At 38.5% G+C, this 22,251-nt stretch carries 25 protein-coding genes; 16 read left to right on the top strand and 9 right to left on the bottom strand.

Annotated elements, in window-relative coordinates:
* Positions 1–74: 74 nt before the first annotated feature.
* The 4 genes from lon to D9O48_RS14360 all read right to left on the bottom strand — a co-directional run bounded on the left by lon (position 75) and on the right by D9O48_RS14360 (position 5,267).
* Positions 75–2,474 carry an endopeptidase La gene (lon, locus tag D9O48_RS14375; protein WP_126973678.1) on the bottom strand — a complete coding sequence of 800 codons (2,400 nt, stop codon included), beginning with the start codon at positions 2,472–2,474 and terminating at the stop codon, positions 75–77.
* Positions 2,475–2,920: 446 nt separating this feature from the next.
* Positions 2,921–3,487 (bottom strand): porin family protein, encoded by a 567-nt coding sequence (locus D9O48_RS14370; RefSeq protein ID WP_126973677.1) that lies wholly within the window; start codon positions 3,485–3,487, stop codon positions 2,921–2,923.
* A 31-nt stretch (positions 3,488–3,518) separates the two neighbouring features.
* Positions 3,519–4,748: a metallophosphoesterase gene (locus D9O48_RS14365; protein WP_126973676.1), complete on the bottom strand. Its 1,230-nt coding sequence runs from the start codon at positions 4,746–4,748 to the stop codon at positions 3,519–3,521.
* 9 nt (positions 4,749–4,757) lie between these two features.
* Positions 4,758–5,267 (bottom strand): NADPH-dependent FMN reductase, encoded by a 510-nt coding sequence (locus D9O48_RS14360; RefSeq protein WP_126973675.1) that lies wholly within the window; start codon positions 5,265–5,267, stop codon positions 4,758–4,760.
* A 176-nt stretch (positions 5,268–5,443) separates the two neighbouring features.
* On the opposite strand from D9O48_RS14360, the gene D9O48_RS14355 reads away from it, so the two are divergent.
* The 14 genes from D9O48_RS14355 (at position 5,444) to D9O48_RS14290 (ending at position 16,325) form a co-directional block, all read left to right on the top strand.
* On the top strand, positions 5,444–6,127 hold the full coding sequence (locus D9O48_RS14355; RefSeq protein ID WP_126973674.1) for a metal-dependent hydrolase: 684 nt from the start codon (positions 5,444–5,446) through the stop codon (positions 6,125–6,127).
* Between the two features lie 81 nt (positions 6,128–6,208).
* Positions 6,209–7,009, top strand: a complete 801-nt coding sequence (locus tag D9O48_RS14350) for a ParA family protein (RefSeq protein ID WP_126973673.1) — start codon at positions 6,209–6,211, stop codon at positions 7,007–7,009.
* A 33-nt stretch (positions 7,010–7,042) separates the two neighbouring features.
* Positions 7,043–7,966, top strand: coding sequence for a ParB/RepB/Spo0J family partition protein (locus D9O48_RS14345; protein WP_126973672.1), 924 nt, complete (start codon positions 7,043–7,045; stop codon positions 7,964–7,966).
* Between the two features lie 9 nt (positions 7,967–7,975).
* A complete protein-coding gene (locus D9O48_RS14340) occupies positions 7,976–8,635 on the top strand; it encodes a DUF5683 domain-containing protein (RefSeq protein WP_126973671.1) in 660 nt (219 codons plus the stop codon).
* A gap of 2 nt (positions 8,636–8,637) precedes the next feature.
* Complete coding sequence (dapB, locus tag D9O48_RS14335) at positions 8,638–9,351, top strand: 4-hydroxy-tetrahydrodipicolinate reductase (protein WP_126973670.1); 714 nt, start codon at positions 8,638–8,640, stop codon at positions 9,349–9,351.
* Between the two features lie 79 nt (positions 9,352–9,430).
* Positions 9,431–9,847 carry an RrF2 family transcriptional regulator gene (locus tag D9O48_RS14330; protein WP_126973669.1) on the top strand — a complete coding sequence of 139 codons (417 nt, stop codon included), beginning with the start codon at positions 9,431–9,433 and terminating at the stop codon, positions 9,845–9,847.
* A 106-nt stretch (positions 9,848–9,953) separates the two neighbouring features.
* The gene (ahcY, locus tag D9O48_RS14325) at positions 9,954–11,273 is read left to right on the top strand and encodes an adenosylhomocysteinase (protein WP_126973668.1); all 1,320 of its coding nucleotides are present in this window, start codon (positions 9,954–9,956) and stop codon (positions 11,271–11,273) included.
* Between the two features lie 267 nt (positions 11,274–11,540).
* The gene (locus D9O48_RS14320) at positions 11,541–11,813 is read left to right on the top strand and encodes a hypothetical protein (RefSeq protein ID WP_126973667.1); all 273 of its coding nucleotides are present in this window, start codon (positions 11,541–11,543) and stop codon (positions 11,811–11,813) included.
* A gap of 65 nt (positions 11,814–11,878) precedes the next feature.
* The gene (locus D9O48_RS14315; RefSeq protein ID WP_126973666.1) at positions 11,879–12,973 is read left to right on the top strand and encodes an MBL fold metallo-hydrolase; all 1,095 of its coding nucleotides are present in this window, start codon (positions 11,879–11,881) and stop codon (positions 12,971–12,973) included.
* A gap of 26 nt (positions 12,974–12,999) precedes the next feature.
* Positions 13,000–13,746, top strand: a complete 747-nt coding sequence (locus tag D9O48_RS14310) for an EcsC family protein (protein ID WP_126973665.1) — start codon at positions 13,000–13,002, stop codon at positions 13,744–13,746.
* A 71-nt stretch (positions 13,747–13,817) separates the two neighbouring features.
* On the top strand, positions 13,818–14,852 hold the full coding sequence (locus tag D9O48_RS14305) for a PhoH family protein (RefSeq protein ID WP_126973664.1): 1,035 nt from the start codon (positions 13,818–13,820) through the stop codon (positions 14,850–14,852).
* Between the two features lie 35 nt (positions 14,853–14,887).
* Entirely contained in the window at positions 14,888–15,283 is a 396-nt protein-coding gene (locus tag D9O48_RS14300; RefSeq protein WP_126973663.1) for a nuclear transport factor 2 family protein, read from the top strand.
* Positions 15,284–15,287: 4 nt separating this feature from the next.
* Positions 15,288–15,644 (top strand): fluoride efflux transporter CrcB, encoded by a 357-nt coding sequence (gene crcB / locus D9O48_RS14295; RefSeq protein WP_126973662.1) that lies wholly within the window; start codon positions 15,288–15,290, stop codon positions 15,642–15,644.
* Positions 15,645–15,779: 135 nt separating this feature from the next.
* Complete coding sequence (locus tag D9O48_RS14290; protein WP_126973661.1) at positions 15,780–16,325, top strand: inorganic diphosphatase; 546 nt, start codon at positions 15,780–15,782, stop codon at positions 16,323–16,325.
* A gap of 78 nt (positions 16,326–16,403) precedes the next feature.
* Here the strand turns inward: D9O48_RS14290 and D9O48_RS14285 are convergent, their stop codons facing one another.
* On the bottom strand, positions 16,404–17,165 hold the full coding sequence (locus D9O48_RS14285) for a C40 family peptidase (RefSeq protein WP_126973660.1): 762 nt from the start codon (positions 17,163–17,165) through the stop codon (positions 16,404–16,406).
* A 116-nt stretch (positions 17,166–17,281) separates the two neighbouring features.
* Between D9O48_RS14285 and D9O48_RS14280 the strand changes: the two genes are divergently transcribed.
* Entirely contained in the window at positions 17,282–17,809 is a 528-nt protein-coding gene (locus D9O48_RS14280; protein ID WP_158624905.1) for an RNA polymerase sigma factor, read from the top strand.
* Positions 17,802–18,161: a hypothetical protein gene (locus D9O48_RS14275; protein WP_158624904.1), complete on the top strand. Its 360-nt coding sequence runs from the start codon at positions 17,802–17,804 to the stop codon at positions 18,159–18,161. Before D9O48_RS14280 ends, D9O48_RS14275 begins: the two co-directional genes overlap by 8 nt.
* Here D9O48_RS14275 and D9O48_RS14270 read toward each other — a convergent pair.
* From D9O48_RS14270 to D9O48_RS14255, 4 genes are all read right to left on the bottom strand, one after another.
* Positions 18,158–18,634 carry a nucleoside deaminase gene (locus tag D9O48_RS14270; protein WP_126973657.1) on the bottom strand — a complete coding sequence of 159 codons (477 nt, stop codon included), beginning with the start codon at positions 18,632–18,634 and terminating at the stop codon, positions 18,158–18,160. The genes D9O48_RS14275 and D9O48_RS14270 overlap by 4 nt on opposite strands.
* Positions 18,635–18,897: 263 nt before the next feature.
* Positions 18,898–19,920, bottom strand: a complete 1,023-nt coding sequence (locus tag D9O48_RS14265; protein ID WP_126973656.1) for a hypothetical protein — start codon at positions 19,918–19,920, stop codon at positions 18,898–18,900.
* A gap of 57 nt (positions 19,921–19,977) precedes the next feature.
* Positions 19,978–20,334 carry a 6-carboxytetrahydropterin synthase QueD gene (gene queD, locus D9O48_RS14260; protein WP_126973655.1) on the bottom strand — a complete coding sequence of 119 codons (357 nt, stop codon included), beginning with the start codon at positions 20,332–20,334 and terminating at the stop codon, positions 19,978–19,980.
* Between the two features lie 36 nt (positions 20,335–20,370).
* Complete coding sequence (locus D9O48_RS14255) at positions 20,371–22,179, bottom strand: BamA/TamA family outer membrane protein (protein WP_148114549.1); 1,809 nt, start codon at positions 22,177–22,179, stop codon at positions 20,371–20,373.
* Between the last annotated feature and the right edge of the window lie 72 nt (positions 22,180–22,251).

Raw genomic sequence — 22,251 nt, 5'->3', positions numbered from 1 at the left:
AAAACAGTTGTAAACAATAGCTTACAACTGTTTTATCTGCCAACAGACGAACTGTTCTGTCTGAATACTTTTATTTAAAGGGCCGTATCCAATACTTCCTGCATGGTTTTCACGTAAGTGAATTTCATTCCTTTTATGAAGCTCGGATCGATCTCCAATACATCTTTTTCGTTCTGCCAGCAAAGAATAATATGCTTTACACCCGCACGTTTGGCTGCTAATACTTTTTCTTTAATTCCGCCTACCGGTAATACTAATCCACGCAAAGTAATTTCACCCGACATAGCAAGGTAAGGTTTTACTTTTTTGTTTTTAATAGTTGACATGAGTGCTGTTAACATAGTTACACCAGCACTCGGGCCATCTTTCGGAGTAGCGCCTTCCGGAACGTGAATATGAAAAGTATGTTTATCAAACATTGACGGTTCAATACCGAATTTTTTAGCATTGGAGCGAATAAACGATAATGCGGTAGCCGCTGACTCTTTCATCACTTCACCGAGGTTACCGGTTAATTTCAAATCACCTTTTCCTTCACTGATATTTGATTCTATAAACAGAATATCCCCTCCAACAGCCGTCCAGGCCAATCCTACTGCTACCCCGGGTATGTTACCGGATTTATACACTTCATTCGTGAAGCGTGGCTTACCCAGAATCTTCTCAACATCAGCAGCTGTAAGGGTGGCTTTTACTTTACCGTTCAATACAAACTCTTTTGCCTGAAAACGCATGATGGCAGAGATATGCCTGTCTAATTCACGAACACCGCTTTCACGGGTATGTTCCTGAATCACTTTCTGAAGAACAGGATCAGACAATTTAAAAGTAATATCTTTCAAACCGTGTGCATCCTTTTGCTTAGGGATCAGGTGATTTTTAGCAATCTGCACTTTTTCTTCTACTGCGTAACCGTTCAGGTGAATAATTTCGAGGCGGTCTCTTAGCGCCGGTTGAATAGAGCTTAAATCATTCGCAGTAGCGATGAATAATACTTTACTCAGGTCGTATTCCAGCTCAAGATAATTATCGTAAAAACTATTATTTTGTTCCGGATCTAATACTTCGAGTAAGGCCGATGAAGGATCTCCTCTGAAATCTTTACCAACTTTATCAATTTCGTCAAGAATCATTACCGGGTTAGACGATTTCACTTTACGCAAACTCTGTACAATTCTGCCCGGCATAGCACCGATATATGTTTTACGGTGGCCACGAATTTCACTTTCATCGTGCAACCCGCCTAAACTGATACGAACATATTTTCTTTGGATAGCATTTGCAATACTCTTACCCAAAGATGTTTTACCAATACCCGGAGGACCTACAAAACAAAGAATAGGGCTCTTCATATCTCCTTTCAGTTTTAACACTGCGAGATATTCTAAAATACGTTCTTTAATTTTTTGCATTCCGAAGTGCTCATCGTCTAAAACCTTTTTGGCTTTTTTAAGATTATATACATCTTCGGTATAATTACCCCATGGAAGATCCAGTAACAAATCAAGGTGATTATAAACAACCGAATAATCAGGAGTGGAAGGATGCATACGTTCCAGTTTTTCAATTCCTTTCTGGAACATTTCTTTTGCAGCTTCCGGCCATTTCATCTGTTCGGCCTTTTTCTGCATTTCTTTCAATTCCCGATCGTTCGAATCTCCCCCCAGCTCTTCTTTAATACTTTTTAGTTGTTGTTGTAAAAAGTATTCACGCTGTTGTTTATCTAATTCGGTTTTAGTTTTGTTCGTAACCTTATTCTTGAGTTCCGCAAATTGTAATTCACGTTGCAACAGTTGCATCAGCAGGTCGGCACGTTCCTGAACATTATCTAATTTCAGTAACTCCTGCTTTTCTTTCAGTTCTGTATTTAAGTTACTGGCTATAAAATGTATCAGGAAAGACGGATTCTCAATGTTTTTAAGAATAATGGCCGATTCAGAAGGGATATTCGGGCTTAACTGAATAATCTGCCCTGCTAAATCTTTAATAGTAGCTACATAAGCATCGAAATTTTCGATGGTAGTAAGATCGCCGTCTGTTAAAGGTTCTACAGTTGCTGTAAAAAACGGTTCTTCACTGGTTACCTCTTTGATAGAAAATCTTTTTCTACCCTGAATAATAACCGTGGTTCCACCATCCGGCATCTTAATCAGTTTTACGATTTTGGCAACAGTACCGATCTGCTCTAAATCATCTTTAGTAGGATCTTCCGTATTGGCATCTTTTTGTGCCACTACTCCTATTAATTTATCACCTTTATAAGATTCATTAACCGCTTTAATACTTTTATCGCGCCCAACAGTAATCGGTAATACCACCCCGGGAAATAAAACCGTATTTCTTAAAGGAAGAATCGGCAAGCTCTCGGGAAGTTCTATATCCTGTTGTTGCTCATGATCATTTTCGTTGAGAGGAATAATAGGGATAAAATCCATATCCTCATCCGGTCTAAATATGATAGTCGTTTCTTTCATTCTATGATTTAATGACAAACTTTCATTCAATTTACTGAATTACTTGCATTTGTCAGTTCCGGTAAGATAGTCAATATTAATGCCAATGCCAATTATCAGCAATTTTGTCGTGATGGGGAAATTTTGAGTGACGAAGATGGTGATTTGTATTTTCACCATTAACAAACAAGGGAATTAAGAAAATTGCTTCTTAATTCCCCTGAACTATTAACCGCTTAATTTCTCCTATGTTTGAAATGTTAATGGGAAACATGAAGAGAATGAAGGTATGAAGGTAAAGCAGCGCGGAAGACAGCACTTCATTCGCTTTTCAACTTCATTTTCTTCATGTTTATGATAGTGATTATAAGATAGAATGAGCCAAAGCGAAGCGGCAGGGTATCTTAATTTCTTAATGCCTTAATGGTTAAAATTGCGATTAATAATAATAGCTGTTATACCAAAGCCTACAATAAAGTTTTAAGCAGGTAAACTCTGAATCCCATGGTTTTGATATCATCCATTGAATCAAAGTTGTTAATTTTCATTAATCCCTGATCAATACGGGCACCAATTTTCACTATCGGGGTATTTAGCTGTAAACCACCAATCAGTGTCATATTATCTTTCTTATAAAAGCTTTGATCTAACAGTCTTATATCATCCCAGCCATCAATATGTTTAGAGTATTGCGGACCGAACTGAATGCTTAATAATTTTATGGGGCGCCAGGTAAACAAAATCGGTACGTTCAGTGACTTTGTTTTTACAGTTTCATTGGCCGGATTTCTCTGACGGTCAAATTGTATCTGCACTTCAGGTTGAAATCCGATTTTATCTGATAACATTAATTCAAAGGCTGCTCCAAGATAGTAACCGCTGTTTACGCGATCATTCCAACTCTGTGCACCATCGAATTTGAAAGAGTTAAAGCCGGCTGTAATGCCGAAATCAAACCCCTGGGCAGATGATGACTGTGTTGAAACAAAGGTTAGCACGATCAATGCCGACACCCATTTTATTATGCTTTTCATGAGATAGTTTTAGGATATATAATGAGATTGATTAAGCTAATTCGAATAAGGTAATTTCAGGTAAAATGCCCACTCTTCCTGCATACCCTATAAATCCGTAACCTGTATTTACATAGAGTTGCTGTTTTCCGGACTGATACATACCCATCCAGTGTTTATAGATCATTTGCACCGGACTCCACTTTAACCCGGGTATTTCAAAACCAAATTGCATACCATGAGTATGTCCTGATAAGGTTAAATCAATATCCGGATATAATTTTAACACTTCTGCCTCCCAATGAGTCGGATCGTGCGACATTAATAACTGAAATTGATTATTCTGAACACCTTCAGTTGCTTTAGCCAGATCTCCATAAGTGGGGAAACGATTGTTTTTAGACCAGTTCTCCACTCCTATCAGCGTAATGCTTTCACCTCCTTTTTCCAACACCACATGTTCGTTTCTTAACAACTTCCAGTTGAGTTTTTGGTGCTGCTCAAGCATGTAGTTAAAATCCTGTTCACGTTCTTCATCAGTGGCTTTTTTGTAGAACGCATAATCATGGTTTCCAAGTACGGAGTAAACGCCTAAAGGAGCATTTAATTGCTTAAAAATATCAATATATGGATCCATTTCACTACTCGAACTGTTCACTAGATCTCCGGTAAACAAAATAAGGTCAGGGTTCAACTCCTGAATCATTCTGATACCGCTGTGCGGGCCTTCCAGATTGGTAAAGCTACCGCTGTGAATATCTGAAATCTGAACAATTTTTAATCCCTTAAAAGCAGCAGGGATTTTATCACTGGTGATCACCTGTTTTTTTACGCGGTAACGATATTTATTCGTCATTCCATGAAACAGACTTCCTGTGAAAGCGGCACTGGTTCCCATTGCCAGCCATGCCAGAAAACCTGAACGTGAAACGCTGACAGCACTATCTTCAGCAGACTGTTTTACTGACGATTTTGCAAACCGCAGGTATAACCATTGAAAAAGGCGGCGGATATCATCCATTAAAAAAATCAATACACTGATCGCCTTGCTGAAAAATACCGCAATAGTATAAACAAAGAATACATTTCTGCCTCCTGTTGCCGGAGCCGGATTACTGCTGAAATAATAATAGAACAAAACAAAGATCAATGTTGAAACAATAATAACCAGTGTACCGGCCAATCGCTTCTTAGGGCTTTTGCGGGTGTATTGACGAAGCACTACCCAGAGATAGATATCAAAAACAATTAACAGCGTAAAAATTACATTGGCAAAGGGCATATGAAACTTTTAAAAATCGATGAAAGAATTTAATTGAGCATGGATCGCTGCTAATACAGCAGCATCTTTAAGCATTCCATGCTCATCTAAAAGAGTATGTACCAAAGATATAGGTAGCTTATTCGGGTGAACTGTTACATTCAGGTATTGTAAAATATTGCTAAGATGGTCAATTCCGCGAATATTTCCCGAACGGCCGATGGCAACGCCCGTAATTAAAGCCTTCTTATTCGGCCAAACACCCTTGTAATCAGAACAGTCGATCATCAGCTTTAAAATTCCGGGAATGCTGGCGTTATATTCGGGAACAATAAAAATAAGTTTGGAAGCAGGCACCATATATTTCTTTTCCAGCTCAATAAAATGGGCGTCTCTTTCAAAAGATTTCCACTCTTCCAGCGTAAAGAACTCATACCGCTGGCCTTTTTCCTGCAGTACCGATTCGTAATACCGGGCTATTTTAAGCGTGTTACTATCTTTTCGATGCGTACCTGAAACAATAGTATATAGTTGATTCATTGGTGTTTAATATAATTATAATAAAGGGCGTAATTGCAGTAATTAACACCTAATTCTCATTTTGGTTGTTAATATATGGGTGGAAACGTAATTTTGCGATTCGAAATTCGCTTTTAAAGTATGATTTTTGAGCAAATTTCATCTAAATTATACATTTTCAACCTTAATCGTCGCTTATGCAAGTTACTTATTATGGTCATTCATGCTTTACAGTTAGTACAAATGGTAAAAAAATACTATTTGACCCGTTTATCACTTATAACGAATTAGCAAAAGGTAAAGTAGCTGCCGAAACGGTAGAAGCCGACTATATAATATTATCGCATGCACACGTTGACCACATTGCGGATGCGGTATCCATCGCAAAGAGAACAGGGGCAAAGGTAGTGGCCAATTGGGAAATTGCCGAGTGGTTTAAGAAACAAGGAGTTGAAAATGTGCATCCTATGAATACCGGTGGAAAATGGAATTTCGGTGATTTCACCGTTAAATGCGTGGTTGCCCAGCACTCATCCGGTTTGCCTGACGGCTCTTACGGCGGCAATCCGATGGGATTCATCATTTCGAACAATGAAGGCAGTTTTTACTACAGCGGCGACACGGCTTTAACGTTGGATATGCAATTAATACCGACCTGGGCTAAATTAAATTTTGCGATATTGCCAATTGGGGACAACTTTACAATGGATGCGACCGACGCGGCAGCTTGTGCTAAAATGATTGACTGTAAAGAGATTATGGGTGTTCACTATGACACTTTCGGCTTTATAAAGGTAGATGCACAGGCCGCAAACCAGGCTTTTGAAAAGGTTGGTGCAAAATTGCATCTGCTAGAAATTGGAGAAACTCGTAATTTTTAGGATTTTTGAAGATTAAATAGATTTACTCAGTGAGCAAGGGAATCCCTGAAAAACGGGATCATTGTTCTTAAAATAATCAGAATGGCCCGAGTAATTGGAGTAGCAAATCAGAAAGGAGGAGTAGGTAAAACTACCTCCGCTATTAATTTAGCGGCAAGCCTGGCAGTGCTTGAATTTAAAACATTGTTGGTAGATGCCGATCCGCAGGCGAACAGTACTACTGGAGTGGGTTTTGACCTTCACAACATACAACAGTCACTTTATGATTGTATGGTGAACGGTACTACCGCAAAAGATGTGATTCTGAAGTCTGAAATTGAAAACTTAGACGTAATACCTTCACACATCGACTTAGTAGGAGCCGAAATCGAAATGATTAACTATCCCAATCGTGAGACGGTTCTCAAAACACTGCTCGAACCCGTGATGCACGAATACGATTTCGTGATCATCGACTGTTCTCCCTCTCTGGGTTTGATTACAGTAAATGCTTTAGTAGCGGCCGATTCTGTAATCGTGCCTGTACAAACCGAGTTCTTTGCATTGGAAGGATTAGGTAAATTATTAAATACTATTAAAATCGTTCAGAGCAGATTGAATACTGAACTATCGATTGAAGGTATTTTAATGACAATGTATGACGGTCGTTTACGCCTGTGCAACCAGGTAGTAAATGAAGTGAGGAAACACTTCGATGAAATGGTATTCGATACCATTATACATAGAAACAGTAGAATCAGTGAAGCACCGAGTGTAGGTAAACCGGTTATTTTATACGATGCCGCCAGTAAAGGTGCCAGCAACTACCTGAACCTGGCCAAAGAAATTCTACAAAAAAACAACCTAACAAAAATCAAACAGGAAGAAAGAATCTTAGATTAGTTTCCTTTTTGATGGCAATAACAAACTCACACTATGAGTAATCCAAAAAATAACAATAAAGAAGCATTAGGAAAAGGAATCCGTTCCTTATTGAAGAGTATTGATTCTGATTTAAAAACCAGTACCGGTGCACTAAAGACGAATGTTGTTGAGCAGGTAACTTCTATGCAACGTATTCCGTTGGAAAACGTTGAAACAAACCCTAAGCAACCGCGCAGAGACTTTGATGAGCAGGCTTTAAACGAACTGGCGCATTCTATCAAATTACATGATATTATCCAGCCGATTACCGTTTCTCTGCTTCCGGGTGGCAAATACCGTTTGATTTCGGGTGAAAGAAGATGGAGAGCTTCAAAAATTGCCGGATTAAAAGATATTCCAGCTTATATCCGTAAAGCAAATGACCAGGAATTGTTAGAGTTGGCTTTATTGGAAAACCTGCAACGTGAAAACTTAAATGCAATGGAGATTGCATTGAGCTATAAACGTATGATGGAAGAACTGAGCCATACACAGGAACAGGTTGCCGAACGTATGGGCAAAGAAAGAAGTACAGTTGCCAACTACATCCGTTTGTTAAAATTACCTCCGGATATTCAGGTAGCCGTCAGAAACGGAGAACTCTCTATGGGGCATGCCCGTGCACTCGTAAATGTTGATACAGTTGATAAACAACTCTATATTTTCAGCGAGATTAAAGCCAAATCACTTTCAGTTCGTCAAACAGAAGAATTAGTAAGAAAATTATACAGCGGTAATACAGCAACTGTTAAAAATTCAGAAAAGTCTAATTTACCGCCCGCATATAGAAAAATTGAAGATAACTTAGCTTCGCATTTCAGCACGAAAGTGAAACTAAATCATAACAAAAAAGGTTATGGTAGTATCACTTTAGAATATTATTCTATTCAGGATCTGAATAAAATTCTTGACCAAATCGGTGTATCAGCGAATTAAGTTCACTACATGCTTAAAAGATTTTTTTTATTATGTATTTGTTTAGCTAGTTACTTTTTACAGGCTAAGGCACAGGATTCACTTCGGGTAATACCCGCCGACACGATCATTGAGCCGCTTCAGACAAGAAGAACTGTTAAAGAGCTGGAAGAAGAGCGAAAACATATTCCCCGACGGGCCACTATCAGATCTGCCATTATTCCCGGATGGGGGCAGATTTACAATAAAAAATATTGGAAACTGCCAATCGTTTACACAGCGATTGGCATTCCTGTCTATTTATACATCGACAATAAAAACTGGTACGACAAGACCCGGTTTGCACTCACCGTTATTCAAAACGGTACAGGCGCTGACCCCGCAGTGTTAGAACAGGTTGATCCCAAACTACGCTTTATGGTAGAAAGAAATTATGAAAATATCGTTCGTAACTACCGTAACCAGTTTAGAAAAAATATGGACTATTCCATTCTCTACGGAATACTCATGTGGGGGTTAAATGTGGTTGATGCCACAGTTGATGCCCACCTTAAAGAGTTTGACATCTCAGATGAACTGTCATTGAAAATCAAACCAACTGTAATTCCGGGCCCCGGACCAGTACCGACACCGGGTGTTGGCTTCGTTTTCAGCTTAAAAAATAAACCTACTAAATACAGCGCTAAATAATTATGAAAATTGCATTGATCGGATACGGTAAGATGGGAAGAGCTATCGAGAAAATTGCTATCCAACGCGGACATGAAATAGTGTTAAAGATATCTGTAGATAATCTGGAAGACTTTACCCCTGAAAACCTGAAGAAGGCAGATGTTGCAATTGAATTCACCGGCCCCCACAGCGCGTTTGATAATATCAATGTATTATTAAGTAATCACGTACCGGTAGTATCCGGCTCTACCGGCTGGTTAGAAAAACTACCACAGATCGTTCATAAAACCAATGCTGAAAACGGCGCATTTCTTTATGCTTCAAACTTTAGTGTGGGTGTAAATATATTCTTTGCCATTAATAAAAAACTGGCCGCTTTAATGAATGAGCAATCCAATTACGATGTGCGCGTTCACGAAGTACACCATACCGAGAAAAAAGATGCACCAAGCGGAACAGCCATTACACTGGCTGAGCAGATACTGGAAGAAGTGAAACGTAAACAAAGCTGGACAATGGACCAACCTGCCTCCAACCAACTGCAAATCACTGCTGAAAGAATAGATCCTGCTCCGGGCACACATACCATTACTTATTCTTCGGCCATTGATGACATTGAGATAACACATACAGCCCATAACAGAGAAGGATTTGCTACCGGTGCCGTATTAGCAGCTGAATTCCTGCATAACAAAAAAGGCATCTATAGCATGTCTGACGTATTAGGAATTTAATTACTATTTTAACAAACAAATCCTTATATTGTAATCATCGCAAATCATCTCTGTTCATTTGTAATACAATACCTAAATCATGCTTTCTAAAAAAGCTCAATACGCATTTAAAGCACTTATGTATATGGCCAGCCAGCCAGATAACAGACCTATTTTAATTGCTGAAATAGCTGAAAAGAAAAAAATCCCTCTTAAATTTCTGGAAAATATACTGTTAGAATTAAAAAAAGCAGATATACTAGACAGTAAAAAGGGAAAAGGCGGGGGTTATTTTTTCAGAGAATCACCCAAAAATGTATCGATGGCAAAGATTCTCCGCTTAATAGACGGCCCGATTGCGATGTTACCCTGCGTCAGCCTATATTTCTACGAACGCTGTAATAACTGCGATGAACAACAATGCGGCCTGAATGATGTTATGATACAGGTAAGAGACTCGACCCTGAAAATTCTGGAGAAAAGAACTGTAGCAGATATTGCTCAGGAACATTCTTAAAAAATACTTTACCTCATAATTACCTTTCAAATAGTATTGATCGAACAGATTGAATCAGTAATTTTGCAATTCAATGGAGTGATGCTCCTTTAAAAAAATAACGACTATGTCTACTAAAACAATTGATTTTACATTACCCTATAAAGTGAAAGATATCAGCCTGGCTGAGTGGGGTCGCAAGGAAATTCGTTTGGCCGAAGCAGAAATGCCCGGTTTAATGGCGTTACGCGCTGAATACGGTGCTTCTCAACCTTTAAAGGGTGCTCGTGTTGCCGGTTGTTTACACATGACAATTCAAACTGCCGTTTTAATTGAAACTTTAGTAGCATTAGGTGCTGAAGTAAGATGGAGTTCTTGTAATATATTCTCTACTCAGGATCACGCTGCCGCTGCAATCGCCGCTGCAGGAATCGGAGTATTCGCATGGAAAGGCCAAACAAACGAAGAAGCTGAATGGTGCATTGAACAAACCTTGTTCTTCGGCGGCGCTGACCGTCCTTTAAATATGATTCTTGACGATGGTGGTGACTTAACAAACATCGTTTTTGATAAATACCCTGAATTAGTACAACACGTTAAAGGACTTTCTGAAGAAACAACTACCGGCGTTCACCGCCTTTACGAAAGAATGGCAAAAGGTACTTTACCAATTCCTGCCATCAACGTAAACGATTCGGTAACCAAATCTAAATTCGATAACAAATACGGTTGTAAAGAAAGTCTGGTAGATGCGATCCGTCGTGCTACAGATGTTATGCTTGCCGGTAAAGTAGCTGTAGTAGGTAGCTATGGCGACGTAGGTAAAGGTTCTGCCGCCTCTTTAGCAGGTGCCGGTTGCCGCGTAATTGTAACTGAAATCGATCCTATCTGCGCTTTACAGGCTGCAATGGACGGGTTTGAAGTGAAAAAAATGATCGACGCCGTAAAAGAAGCTGATATCATCGTTACAGCATCAGGTTGCAGAGACCTGATCACTGAAAAACATTTCAGAGTAATGAAAGACAAAGCAATCGTTTGTAACATCGGACACTTCGATATCGAAATCGATATGGCCTGGTTAAACAAAAACTACGGACATACGAAAGATACCATCAAACCTCAGGTTGACATCTACAACATTGAAGGCAGAGATGTGATCATCCTGGCTGAAGGAAGACTCGTGAACCTCGGCTGCGCTACAGGCCACCCAAGCTTCGTTATGAGTAATTCTTTCACCAATCAGACACTTGCTCAGATCGAATTGTGGACAAACACCGATCAATACGAAAACAAAGTATACGTTTTACCGAAACACCTCGATGAAAAAGTAGCACGTTTACACCTCGCTAAAATCGGAGTAGAGCTCGACGAACTGACTGAAGAACAAGCCGAATATTTAGGTATCCCTAAAAATGGTCCATTCAAAGCTGACCATTACAGATACTAAAAAAGTACAGAAGTTTAATACTCAAATACTTAAAAAAGCAGGCAATTTTTCGCCTGCTTTTTTTTACACAATCGTAAGTATTTCCTCCTAGCGGTGCTGAAAATTCGGTATCTTTGTGACCGATATCCCTTATAACCCTCTTCCTATGTGATTATCTGATTAAAAATATGTTTCAGAACATGTCTTTAATTCAAAAATTGGAACTGTTTTTGTCATAACACACAAAATGGTTTTCAACGTCATTCTTTAATTTATTTATTGGTCATTATGAGGATACAATTTGTAAAAAACGTTCAGTTTACAAAACTTCTAAAAGTTGAGGGTAGACTAAGAGAGTTTAACTTTAGAAAGTTAGGTGGTGAAAATGAAGGTATCTTCACAGTAGATGTTGTAGATGACAGAGGTAACCGGATTCTCTTCAGAGTTCAGAAAGACGAATCACTGAACTGGAGAATTCAGCCCCAACAACTTCCTAAGTGGGTAATAGACACTGAAAGTAAACTCCACGAAATTCTTGAAGACGAAAGCTCTAAAGCTTAAAATAAATACAGACCTTCAACGGTCTGTTTTTTTTTCTTTTTTGCCGACATTCATTATTTTCACTCATGGTTTATCTGGTTGCCGTATTAACTTCTCTCCTGTTGCTCTTCCTTCTGTTATACATCCTGCAACGCTTACGGGCGATCGGATCTATACGCCTTTCAAAACAACTTAAATCAGGCCTCTTTCAACAATCACTGCAATTTAAAAACGGACGATTTCATAATGAACTACCCGTACAATCAATGGCCGAGGGAGTAAATGCCGGAAAACTCATCAAAAAACTTTTAAACGGTAAACCCAAAAGAGCATTTCCTGACTCCCCCATTAAAAATCTGGCATTTCCTGCTATAGACTTAACTATTGATCAGTTTATCTGGCTCGGACATTCCAGCTATTTAATGATACTTGACGGTAAAACCATTCTTGTTGACCCCGTTTTAAGCCGTTCAATATCTCCTCTCGGACTCGGACTGAAGTCTTTTAAAATGACTTATCGCTATACCCCGGAAGATCTGCCTGTGATTGACTATCTGGTGATCACCCACGATCACTGGGATCACTTAGACTATCGCACGATCTGTCAGCTAAAACCAAAAATAAAAAAGATCATTACAACATTGGGTGTGAGTGCACATTTTGAGAAATGGGGATTTGATACCTCAGTCATTCATGAACTGGACTGGTGGCAATCGATACAGCTCGGCTCTTTACATTTTACCGCTACGCCTGCACAACATTTTTCGGGCAGATGGTTTAGACGAAACAATACACTCTGGACATCTTTTGTACTCTATTCACAGCAACAAAAAATATATATCGGCGGCGACAGTGGTTACGGCCCACATTTTAAGCAGATAGGAGAAAAATTTTCTATTGAATGGGCATTTCTCGAAAACGGACAGTACGATGCTTACTGGCCTGCTATTCACATGCACCCCAATGAATGCATCCAGGCTGCCAATGACATACATACAAAATATATGGTGCCGGTTCATAATAGTAAATTCTCTCTGGCTTATCATGATTGGGATGCCCCTTTGAGAAATGTATCAGACTTTAAAAACACCGGACATTTCACCTTAATTACTCCGACAATCGGAGCAGTTGTAAAATTTAACCAACCTGCAAAATCTGTTAATAACTGGTGGTTGTACTAATGCTTTTTTTCGTATATTAAAGTAGTATGAGTGACTATATTGATTATATCCGGAAAATAGTTGACAAGTGGAAAAAACAGATGCGGCGTAACCCATCGTTTGTGAATAAACGGGTAGCCGCTCTACAAAAACGAATCAATAAAATCTATCCAAAAGTATGGCACGATTCCATTACTAAAATAGTAAAGGAAATGGTTCGCGGTGTTTTGTTTGGAGCCAGGTATATTTCACCAAGGCCCAAAGAATCTACACCTTTTATTGAAAGGGAAATGGAAATACTGAAACGTATTGACCAATATAAAACAACGGGAGCCATTGAAGGAGCTGTAACAGGTGGAGCCGGATTATTATTGGGCATAGCAGATTTTCCACTGTTACTGAGTATTAAATTAAAGTTATTATTTGATATCGCAGGCCTTTACGGATTTGATGTAAAAGATCATAAAGAACGGATTTTCATTCTGTATGTATTTCAATTAACTTTCTCCAGCAAGGAAACCCAGCAACAAACATTTGAGATTCTTGAAAACTGGAACGAATTTCAAACCACACTTCCTGATGATATTCATACATTTGACTGGTTACAGTTTCAACAACAATACAGAGATTATCTTGACCTGGCAAAACTGGCACAATTGATTCCAATTATCGGCGCACCCATCGGTGCTTTTGTAAACCATCGCCTGATTAAAAAACTAGGTAATACTGCTATGCAGGCTTACCGCATGAGAATACTGGATGCAGCAGACAAAGGCAATAGATTTGTATTGTAATCTCTATAAGATATTTAACTTTGTAACACCAGTAGAAGAAATTAGATTTAACGTAGTAAAAAACATAGCACTTGACAGAAACTATAATCACTTTCGAAACGGTAAATCCCATCGATTTTTTTGGAGTGAACAACTCTAAACTTGACATTTTAAAAAAGAGATTTCCTTTGGTAAAAATATTAGCCAGAGGTCAACAATTAAAACTACAGGGAGCACCGGAGCAAATTGAAGAAGTAAAGAAAAAAGTTGAATTGCTCATTCAATACGTGGAAAGAAGCGGACATATCAGCGACGAATATTTTGACAAATTATTAGGCGAAGAACAACAGGGCGAAGACAACTTCAAAGAAAGGAACTTCAATGATATTCTGGTAATCGGCCCCGGTGGTAAAACAGTGCGTGCCAAAACACTTAATCAAAAAAGATTAGTACAGGTAGCAGAAAAAAATGATATCGTTTTCGCTATTGGTCCTGCCGGTACCGGAAAAACTTATACAGCCGTTGCATTAGCAGTACGTGCATTAAAAAATAAAGCCGTAAAAAAAATCATTTTAACAAGGCCGGCAGTAGAAGCCGGAGAAAGTTTAGGATTTTTACCGGGCGACCTGAAAGAAAAAATTGATCCCTATCTGCGTCCATTATATGATGCATTAGACGATATGATACCGTCTGACAAGCTGGCTTATTACATGAATAACCGTGTAATTGAGATTGCACCACTGGCTTATATGAGGGGTAGAACACTCGATCATGCATTTATCATTCTTGACGAAGCACAAAACTCTACCGATTTACAGTTAAAAATGTTTTTAACCCGTATCGGAGCTAACGCAAAAGCGATTATTACCGGCGACATGACACAGGTCGACCTTCCTAAAAACCAGAAATCAGGTTTGGAAAAAGCAGCACGGATTCTTAGAAATATTCCGGGCATCGCACATATTGAGCTCGATGAAGAAGATGTAGTTCGTCACCGGTTAGTAAAAGCTATCATCAAGGCGTATGACAAAGAGCATCAAAAAGAGCAGGCCCAGCAGGAAGCCTTTAAAAAACTAGACAGGAAAGAGGTTAAAAAAGTGGCAGACCAGGATAAAGAAGAGAAATAAACTACAGTTCACGGATAAAAGGTTAATTTAGAGGTATGAAAAATACTATTCTTTTAGTACTGATTGCAACAATTGCGTTGGTAAGTTGCGATTCGCGTATGAAAAAAGCGGAAAATGCAGTGGATGCAGGCAGAGAATTCGTACGTGCCAGCCTGAATGGTGATATTGACAGGGCTAAATTTTATTTATACAAGGATAGTTCGAATGTTTTCTTATTCGACAAATGGAAAACAAACGTTTATCAGAAATTATCAGTAGAAGAAAAAAGAGAATACAGAGAATCCAGCATCAATATGATTGAGCTGACGAATGTGGATGATTCCACTATGCATTTTGTATACTCAAACAGCTATAAACCGAAAGACACTACCAGCATTACAGTATTAAAAATAGACGGTGAATGGCTGGTAGACCTTAAAACAGTACATTAACAGAATGAGTTATTTTTGGATTGCTCTGGGAGGCGCATTAGGTGCCATTAGCAGATACGGTATCCAGCAGTGGATTACTGTAAAAAACTATCCCTGGAGTACTTTCCTGATCAATATTCTGGGTAGTTTTATTATCGGATTGCTCGCCGCTAAGGCCGAACAATCTGATTTTTGGGCAAGAGAAGGAAAATGGTTGGGGATGGTTGGATTTTGCGGTGGGTTCACTACCTTTTCCAGCTTTGCACTTGAAAATATGCAGCTGATCAGAAACGGCAATGTCTATTTAGCACTTGTTTATATCTTGACATCCTCCGCTTTGTGTATTATATTTGCATTTCTTGGTTGGTATTTATGCAAATGATTGCGTAGATTTTCCTAAAAATTAACCAATTAAGTTTATTTTTTTCACCATCGATTGCTTGCTAGTGCTATCTTTGCACCCCAATAATCTTTGTATAAAGATTATTCTATATAATTAATTTTAACCAAAGATCAAATGATGACAGTTTCTCATCCGTGGCATGGTGTTCCAACCGGCGAAGATGCTCCTCGGATTGTAAATGCAGTGATTGAAATTCCTCAAGGCTCAAGAGCTAAATATGAAATAGATAAAGCAAGTGGTTTACTGAAACTTGACAGAATCATTTATTCTTCATTTTACTACCCTTGTAACTACGGTTTTATTCCTCAGACTTACGGCGAAGATAAAGATCCGCTGGATATCTTAGTAATCACTTCACAGGCAGTTCAGGCATTGTGTTTAGTAGAAGCCAAAGTAATTGGTGTAATGCAAATGTTAGACGGTGGCGAGGGAGATGATAAAATCATCGCAGTAGCAGCAAACGACCCTACCGTAAATCACTATAACAATATTGAAGAATTACCACGTCACTTCTTTGACGAATTACGTCACTTCTTTGAAGAGTATAAAACTTTAGAAAAGAAATCAGTAAAAGTTGAAGAGTTCGGTAATAAAGAAATGGCTCACGGAATTATTAAAGAATCCATCGAATCATACAAAGAGAACTTTTTAAATAAATAAAAAAATCCCTCTCCAATATTACCGGAGAGGGATTTTTTTATTTATAAGTTATTCCAAAAAGTAAAACGCTTTTAATTATTAATTAATAATTCTCTTAATCGTCCGTAGTTTATGTGTTCTTTTTCCCCATTGTTTATGCACAATTCCTTCACTGTCGATCTGATCAATTCTAACCAGTCCGGAAGCATGAATAATAGTTTCACTATCTAACAAAATTCCTACATGTACAATTCTGCCTTTCTCATTATCAAAATAAGCGAGGTCACCGGGTTTTGATTCCTGTAAAAAACCGATGGTTTCACCTTTTTCTACCTGCTGATAAGCATCTCGTGGTAAAATCAAACCGAAATAGCGATAAAAATATTGTGTAAAACCGCTACAATCTATCCCAAAAGAACTGCGTCCACCCCATAAATAAGGCGTATTCAGCATCCGGTAAGTAACTTTTTTAATTTCATCCAACTGAAATTGTGGGCGATTCTCCGGTTGAGGTAAAGATGAAAAATCAAAACTGTAATTGCCTAATTCTATTTTCTTTTGCTGAGGAACAGGAGTTGCAACAGGTAATACAACACGCTGTTGATTAATCATCGCAACATTGATATCATTCAGTACAAAATCGGTGTGAAGGCCTGCCAGGGGTTCTTTTACAATCACCAGCTGATTACGTGCTACCCAGCCTTCATACCCTTCTAAAAAAGCTTTTACTTTAACAAAATCATCGGTTTCTTCCAATACCTCCCCCCCTTCCAGTAACAACATTTGTGAAACGGTTTCACCGGAATGAGCAGGAACTGAACGCATTGGAACAACGGTACTACAAGTGTAAGCAATAGCCATAGAAAAGAGATTATATATGGAAAGGTAGAAAAAAGAGGAGATTTTTTATGGATTTTCTGTAATTTTTAATCATAGTAGAAAGGACCTTTTATTTGATGCATGTTGATATAAAAAATATGACTGATTTTGAGCTCTTGCAACGATACAAAAAGTTGCAGGAAAGTTCATATTTAGGCGAACTTTTAGATCGTTACAGCATGATGGTATATGGGGTTTCGTTAAAATACCTGAAAGATGAAGAACAGGCAAAAGATGCTGTTCAGCAGATTTTTTTAAAAGTAATAGATGTAATTCAAGAGCAAACAATCACTTACTTCAAGTCGTGGCTCTTCATTGTAACAAAGAATTACTGTTTTATGCAATTAAGGAAAAAAAACAATAACTTTCCTATTGACGAACAGTTCACTATAGCAACAGAAACGACCGATACGGAAGAACACCACCAGAAAGAAAAGCAAATCAGTTTATTGGAAAAGGGAATTGAAAATCTATCTCCCGAACAAAAAGTTTGCATCGAATTATTCTACTATCAAAAGAAAAGTTACCAAACAATCGCAGCAGAAACAGGTTACTCTTTGTTACAGGTAAAAAGTTATATACAAAACGGTAAGCGAAATCTTAAACGCTGGCTAGAAAATGGGTAAAAGAAAAAAACATATCATGAAAAATAGTGATCATCCTTCTAACGAAGAATGGGTGAAATACCTCAAGCATGAATTGTCTGAGGAGGAAGCCCATGCTTTAGAAGCATCTATTTTAGATGATGAGTTTGAGTGGGATGCAATGGAAGGATTGGAACAATTGTCTACCCCCGATAGTATTGACAATACCTTAAAAGACATTAAACAAAAGATACTCAAGAGAAGCGATGTCAATAAATATCCGCGAAGAAAATACAACTATCTTGCAGATGTAAGATGGGGCCTTTATTCTATTTTTCTGATTTTAATGATAGTGATACTCACTATTATTATTATTCAGTTATTAAAAGACTAATAAGGTTTTTTGTCAGACTTTGATTTCCACTCACTAAAAACTTCTACAGCATCTTCGGTTGATAGTTGTTGTATAGGAAGTTTTCTACGCGCTACCGGTAGTTCTATTTCTTCATAAATAAAAGAGTCATCAAAACCGGCAGCAGCAGCATCGTGTTTGGTGGCTGCATAAACCACTTTTAAGGGCCTTGCCCAATAAATGGCTCCTAAACACATCGGACAAGGTTCACAGGAAGTATAAACAATACAATCGTTTAACTGAAAACTTTGTAAGTGTTGGGTGGCCCGTCTGATTGCAACAATTTCTGCATGTGCAGTAGGGTCATTATTCAATAAAACCTCATTATGCCCTTCACCGATCACCTGACCGTCTTTTACTATCACACAACCGAATGGCCCTCCGGCACCCGAATCCATTCCTTTCCTGGCCAACGCAATGGCTCTTTTAATGTATTGTTGATCTTGCGTTTGCATCTCTTTTATATTTAGCTTAAAATACAATAAAAAAATGGCTTTAGGTGCTATCAGCGCGTTAAAAGTATAGATGATTCTTTTATGGGCCTTCGATCTGTATCTCCACAACCTTTGAACCATTCAGAAATTCAAACATTAAGAAAACTCCGATAATAAAAAAGGAATTAAGGTTTACAATAACCTTAATTCCTTTGGTGTATGCTTTTTGACGCTATTCTGCAATTTTCACCTCACTTTAATTCTTCATTCCTAATTATTAACTCCTATTGGTATTGTATATATACCGGTTGAGGTTTCAACGATAAAACTTCTTCGGGCGTCATGATACGGCTACCCGGTTCTCTGAAATCATTTTTATAGAATAACTTGAATCCGGTGAACTGTACAGGTTCTTTATGAATGAATGTTTTATAAGTGGTAATTTTTCTGGCTTTTGCACCCCATCCATCCATATCCATTACGATCTGTACTTCAGGGCGTAATTCGATATTTTTATAGTTAGTAACCATTCTTTGTGTAAAACGGTGAATCACCAGAACTTTTGGCGGCAGGTCATATTTATTTACCAGCTGTGCCAGATATTCCGTTGCATAATTGATATCTGCAGCATCAAATGTTCCGATAACAGTACCGGGTTTTTGTCCGCCTTTCATCGAAAACTCCGGATCAACTCCTAAATGCACATGGGGAAGTTTGAGAAATTCTTCAAATTCCGGTAATTCTTTTTGTAAAGTACTCAATCCTACCTGCACATCGATAAACACCAATGCGTTGATTTTTTCAGCCATTTTAATCGTTCTTTCAATTTGATTAAAAGGCATTCTCAATCGGTATAGTCCGGCTTTTCCGGGCTCTTGTTGTGCTGTAACAGCGATATAATGTAAAGCAGGAATTACTTCTACTGTAGAATCGGCTTTTTGCCAGTTTTCTACTTCTTTTTTGAGACGGTTTAATACTTCCTCCTCAGCAAACTCTCCGAGAATACCCATTTTAGTAGAGTAAAAGTTGCCGTAATAGGCAAGAATCCGTTTAAAAGGAAGGATAGCACCTGGTTTTGGCAGCGGGCCGTTAACCGGCCATTTACCGGTGGTATCGCCATTTACCATGTGTAACATTCTGTCGTTATACAAAGTAGTGTCTAACACTGGTTTTTCGATAACTACCTGAGGTTCAGTAATGGTATCTTTTATTTGCACTTTCGCACTTTCTGCTGCGGCGCCCTGGCAGGCAGTAAAAGAAGTTAAGCCGATTAAACAACCAAAAAGGTTGATAAAAGTAAATTTCATGAAACGGTTATTTGAGATTTAGGTCGATCTTCTTAGAACGTATAATCTTTCGAAAAATTATTTTCCCTCATAGATTACACCTGAAGTAGGGGTTTCGTGCAATTCAATACGGGCCATTGCCGGTAATTGTGGTTTTAACTGATCCCAGATCCAGACAGCAATCAATTCACAGGTAGGGTTACTAAGGCCCGGAACCTCATTCATACATTTGTGATCAAGTTGGTTCACCACGGGTTTTACAATATCCTTTAAAACAGCAAAATCCATCACCCATCCGAATTCAGGATGCGGCGTACCTTCTATCCAGATTCTTAAACGATAGGTATGACCATGCATATTTTTGCATTTATGCCCTTCCGGTACATAAGGTAAATAATGAGCCGAGTCGAATGTAAATTCTTTATAGATTAACATGATATGCAAAAGTAATATTTAATTTAACATATAAACCTAATTCGAATCATTCAGACGGAATATTTCAGGGCGTTTGATAATCGGTTGATTATATTTAAACCTGATATTCGATTTAAATTCAAACCGCCAGTGTTCATTGCGGTAATTGCCTTCGGGGAAATAGAAGAACTTCACTTCAAGTGTACCAAAAATTAAACTTTCATTTCTTAAACGCAAACCACCACCGATACTCGAATAACGGTCTACATCCCAAAAACTTTTATTTTCTTTATTTAAAAAACTGATGCGGGCAAAACTAAAAGGAGCCAGTTTGAAGTTGACAAAATTTAAAGGCGAATAGAATACAGATTCTACTTTTATAGTTGTTCTTGAATTGCCATAAATGGTTCTGCGATTATTGAGTTCGGGCAAACCAAATTCACTTTCGAGCCATAACGGTTCATTTAAAACCGGTTTATGCTGTGCGGTAAAGCCGAATGAGCTAAACAAGCGATACTTCCACCGGTTGCCCATGTTTCTGAGTTTTGAAAAGGCATCCAGGTTGGTCAGGATAGCCAAATCCTCCCACCGGCTTCCATTCAGGTAACCACCCAGTTTCATGGTATAATCTACATAAGCTTCGGTAGGAACGAATTCCCTGAAGCGAAAACCGATACCCGCATACCATCTGTCGCGGTCATATTTCTTTACCCGGCCGGCATTCAGTTGAAAGTCAACACCGGTAGGAACGTCTTCACTCCTACCGAACCCATATACATAATTTGTTTTTACGAATTCCTGTTTATAAAGAGAAACTCCCAGTAATAATGCTTTTTCGTTATGAAACTGATAGCTGTATTTCAGTTCAAAACTATCAGGAATAGCAAAAAAGTAACGGTTGAAAAAACGTACCCCTGCCAACAAACGGTAGCGATCATTGAGCAAACTTTCATCTTCGTCAATTTTAAAGTTACGGGCAGCAAAAACGTCCCAGTTTTCTTTATCGTATTTAAGTGTTTTGGTAAAAACCGTATCTAACCGGTATTCGTCATTCAGGTTTTTTTGCCGGCGCCATTCCAGTGCGTACACCCACTTTAAGTTAGCATTTACCAACGGACGCTCAAATCGTAGGGATGTATTGATTTCTTCGCGCCGTCCGCCTTCTATTGCGCGAACAAACTCACTGTAATTTGAATAAAAGTCAATAAATGAACCGCCGATATTTCTTTTAACGAACCCAGCCCCCCAACGCAACGGATGTGACCTGTCATAATCAAAATTGCTTCTTAACACCAGCCCATCTCCCCAGCCTGCTATATTTTCATTCTCCGCCTCAAGCGTGTATTTATCCAGCCCGTGCATATTCAATGAGCCCCCAAAAGCAAATACATCTTTTGTAAGCACTTCAATATCAACAACATCCACTTCTCCAGGAACAGGCTCCACTACAAAACGTACATCCTGAATAAATGGTAAGTCGCGCAGGTGTTTTTCATTATCTGCCAGCAGATATGGATTCAACCGGTCACCGGTTTTAAAAAACAAATGATTTCTGATAACCCACTCTTTGGTATTCACGTGAACACTATTAGCCAATGAAATAAAGAAATTTTTGAATTGAGCAGTAGTATCTTTAATTGAAGTACCGAATTCTACGTGTGTAAAAGTGATATTGCGAATCCTTTTTTTATTGTAAGGGGTATAATAGACATAGGTAGGAATGTTTGAGGCCACCTTATTGGTATCCACAAGTAAATTACGGGCAAGTTTCCCGAAAACACCTTTCCGTTTAAGTACAAAATTTTCAATAGATGCTTTCTGGGAGGTATCCACCTGTGCTGAAACAGGTGCGGATAACATCAACACCCAACAACAGCAAAAACATATCAACCAATACTTTCCCAATCTACACAACTTTAAAACTAAAATTAATAAAAT

Origin of the sequence: Gynurincola endophyticus (genome assembly GCF_003991195.1) — a bacterium.
Classification (GTDB): domain Bacteria; phylum Bacteroidota; class Bacteroidia; order Chitinophagales; family Chitinophagaceae; genus Gynurincola; species Gynurincola endophyticus.
The sequence above is the reverse complement of the archived record's forward strand: the minus strand, read 5'-3'. Positions and strand labels throughout refer to the sequence as shown.

Coding starts and splice junctions, on each gene's coding strand:
- lon (WP_126973678.1), bottom strand. CDS start 2,474: ATGAAAGAAACGACTATCATATTTAGACCGGATGAGGATATGGATTTT.
- D9O48_RS14370 (WP_126973677.1), bottom strand. CDS start 3,487: ATGAAAAGCATAATAAAATGGGTGTCGGCATTGATCGTGCTAACCTTT.
- D9O48_RS14365 (WP_126973676.1), bottom strand. CDS start 4,748: ATGCCCTTTGCCAATGTAATTTTTACGCTGTTAATTGTTTTTGATATC.
- D9O48_RS14360 (WP_126973675.1), bottom strand. CDS start 5,267: ATGAATCAACTATATACTATTGTTTCAGGTACGCATCGAAAAGATAGT.
- D9O48_RS14355 (WP_126973674.1), top strand. CDS start 5,444: ATGCAAGTTACTTATTATGGTCATTCATGCTTTACAGTTAGTACAAAT.
- D9O48_RS14350 (WP_126973673.1), top strand. CDS start 6,209: ATGGCCCGAGTAATTGGAGTAGCAAATCAGAAAGGAGGAGTAGGTAAA.
- D9O48_RS14345 (WP_126973672.1), top strand. CDS start 7,043: ATGAGTAATCCAAAAAATAACAATAAAGAAGCATTAGGAAAAGGAATC.
- D9O48_RS14340 (WP_126973671.1), top strand. CDS start 7,976: ATGCTTAAAAGATTTTTTTTATTATGTATTTGTTTAGCTAGTTACTTT.
- dapB (WP_126973670.1), top strand. CDS start 8,638: ATGAAAATTGCATTGATCGGATACGGTAAGATGGGAAGAGCTATCGAG.
- D9O48_RS14330 (WP_126973669.1), top strand. CDS start 9,431: ATGCTTTCTAAAAAAGCTCAATACGCATTTAAAGCACTTATGTATATG.
- ahcY (WP_126973668.1), top strand. CDS start 9,954: ATGTCTACTAAAACAATTGATTTTACATTACCCTATAAAGTGAAAGAT.
- D9O48_RS14320 (WP_126973667.1), top strand. CDS start 11,541: ATGAGGATACAATTTGTAAAAAACGTTCAGTTTACAAAACTTCTAAAA.
- D9O48_RS14315 (WP_126973666.1), top strand. CDS start 11,879: ATGGTTTATCTGGTTGCCGTATTAACTTCTCTCCTGTTGCTCTTCCTT.
- D9O48_RS14310 (WP_126973665.1), top strand. CDS start 13,000: ATGAGTGACTATATTGATTATATCCGGAAAATAGTTGACAAGTGGAAA.
- D9O48_RS14300 (WP_126973663.1), top strand. CDS start 14,888: ATGAAAAATACTATTCTTTTAGTACTGATTGCAACAATTGCGTTGGTA.
- crcB (WP_126973662.1), top strand. CDS start 15,288: ATGAGTTATTTTTGGATTGCTCTGGGAGGCGCATTAGGTGCCATTAGC.
- D9O48_RS14290 (WP_126973661.1), top strand. CDS start 15,780: ATGATGACAGTTTCTCATCCGTGGCATGGTGTTCCAACCGGCGAAGAT.
- D9O48_RS14285 (WP_126973660.1), bottom strand. CDS start 17,165: ATGGCTATTGCTTACACTTGTAGTACCGTTGTTCCAATGCGTTCAGTT.
- D9O48_RS14280 (WP_158624905.1), top strand. CDS start 17,282: ATGACTGATTTTGAGCTCTTGCAACGATACAAAAAGTTGCAGGAAAGT.
- D9O48_RS14275 (WP_158624904.1), top strand. CDS start 17,802: ATGGGTAAAAGAAAAAAACATATCATGAAAAATAGTGATCATCCTTCT.
- D9O48_RS14270 (WP_126973657.1), bottom strand. CDS start 18,634: ATGCAAACGCAAGATCAACAATACATTAAAAGAGCCATTGCGTTGGCC.
- D9O48_RS14265 (WP_126973656.1), bottom strand. CDS start 19,920: ATGAAATTTACTTTTATCAACCTTTTTGGTTGTTTAATCGGCTTAACT.
- queD (WP_126973655.1), bottom strand. CDS start 20,334: ATGTTAATCTATAAAGAATTTACATTCGACTCGGCTCATTATTTACCT.